The 2,102-nt window shown below is 72.6% G+C and carries 2 protein-coding genes; both read right to left on the bottom strand.

Features of this window, described 5'->3' with window-relative positions:
• Positions 1-268: ComF family protein (locus KN815_RS48575; protein WP_372458667.1), on the bottom strand; the 268-nt coding region annotated here is incomplete at its 3' end.
• A gap of 120 nt (positions 269-388) precedes the next feature.
• On the bottom strand, positions 389-2,102 hold a 1,714-nt coding region (locus KN815_RS48580), incomplete at its 5' end, for an LpqB family beta-propeller domain-containing protein (RefSeq protein WP_216348135.1).

The following is a 2,102-nucleotide window of genomic DNA, read 5'->3' on the forward strand; positions in this document are numbered from 1 at the left end:
CCGCCAGCGCCTCGCCCAGCGGCCGCGCCAGCCGGAGCGCTCCGCGCTCCTTGTGCGCGAGCAGCACCGCCCGCGCCTCGTCCACGTAATCCACCGCCGCATGGACCACCGGCAGCCCCGGCGGCACCGGGCTCGGCTCCACCCGGCGCGCCCCGGACCCGCGCAGCGCCCCACGACAACGCTCACACAACGCGCCGCCCGGCCGACCGCATCCGGCACAGTCGGCCGGCAGCGCCAGATCGGCGATCTCCTGCCACCAGCCCCGCATGAACACCACTGTCCCGGCGGCCGAGCCCCCGCGCCACCCCCTGTGGACAACCGCGCACATGTGGACAACCAGCCACCCCCGACCGGTGTCCTGGCCTAGAAGCCGCCGCTACGGCCCCGCCTAACCGGGGTAGACCGGGGCCGAACCGTCCTGGTCCACGGTCTTCCAGTCGGTGTTCGGCAGCAGCCGCACAATGCCGTTCTCCCTGGTCTCGGCGATCAGCGGCCGGGTCTGGTCCTCCGAGGCGCCGATCGACTGCACACCGTTCGGACCCGGCACCTCCGGAATGTTCGCCGGGGAGCCGTCCGTCTCCACGTACTGGAGCTGCTGCACCCCGTCCGACTCCCGGCCCGCGACCACCAGCCGGCTGTCGCCCGCCCAGGAGAAGGTGTCCACGTCCTCCAGCTTCGGCGCGACCGCCCGCAGCGCCCCCACCGACAGCTTCGGGGCCGCCTCGGTCCCCCGCCGCTCGATCCGGCCGAGCCGCAGCGTGGTGTGGCCGGACCGCTTGACCAGCATCGCGATCCTGGAGCCGTCCGCCGAGACCCGCAGCGCCGTGATCCGGCCGCCGTCCAACTGCGGCAGCGCCACCTCGTCCGCCGCTCCGGTGCCGCCCCGCAGCCGCAGCAGCCTCGGCCGCTGCGGATTGCGGTCGGCCACCCACAGACCGCCCAGGCCGTCCCAGCTCGGCGCCGTCAGACCGTGCTCCACGCTGCCGCCCTGGCTGCGCAGCCGCACCGTGCCGCGCTCGGCGCCTGGGGCCATCTGGGTGACGTACAGCGCCTGACCGTCGGCGGTGACCCCCGCCACGTCCCGCTCGTCGCGGGAGACCGCCACCGTGCCCAGACCCGCGTCCTCGGAGCCGAACGGCCCCGGAACCGGCTGTGGCCGGTCCTCGTCATCGGACAGCCGGACCATCCGATGATCGGAGTCCACGAAGTACTGGTGGCGCGGATGGCCCTCGACCCCGTCCGGGGCGTAGGCCCGCGCCGCGTCACTGGAGAGGGCACATAGCTCCGAACCGTTCTGCCGCTCCAGCCGCACCCCGCTGACCTCGGACGATCCCTCGCCCAGATCCTGGACCGTGAACAGCGTCTGCGCCGCCATCCGGGCACAGCGCGCCGCGCTGACCCGCGCCGCCCGGTCGCTCAGCCGAACCTTCAGCGTGTTCGAGTCGTCCAGCGACAGCCGCTCGTCCCGGCGGCCCAGCGCCGAACCGCGTGGGAAGGAGCTGCTGACCACCGGCTCCAGCCACTCGGTCGGACCGCCCAGCAGCGCCTTGACGGTCGCGGTCACCGGATCGATACGGCGCCGCACATAGACCGGATCGGCCACCAGCACGTTGTCCCCGGCCGTCGACTCCTTGGCGTCCGGACCCAGATCGGCGAAGTAGTACTTGTTGACCGAGCGGTAGATGCGCTGGAAGTCGGATTCGCCGAGGATCAGCCCCCGCGGCGGCCCGTCGATCCGCCACTCCGAACCGCTCAGCGTCAGATGGATGCGCTCCTCGTACGGCTGCGCGTCGGGCTTGTAGGCATGCGTTTCGTCCACGACGGCGATCCGCTTGCCCGACAGCACCACCGTCTTACCGCTGCCGTCCCGGTCGCCCGGGTCCGTCTCCACCCGCACATCCGGAGCCTGCTCCAGCACGGTGGTGGCCGCGAACGGCTGCCACCGCTTGACCGCGCTCTTGGTCAGATACTCCTTCGCGGTGCCGAAGTTCTCCTCGTCGCTCGTCGTGGCCTCCAGGAAGCCGGAGACCAGCTCCGCGGGCTGCTCGCCCTTGCCCGGACTCACCCCGTACACCCGGACCTGCGAATCGACGTCGGAGCGC

Origin of the sequence: Streptomyces niphimycinicus, from assembly GCF_018883605.1 — a bacterium.
In the GTDB taxonomy this organism is placed as follows: domain Bacteria; phylum Actinomycetota; class Actinomycetes; order Streptomycetales; family Streptomycetaceae; genus Streptomyces; species Streptomyces niphimycinicus.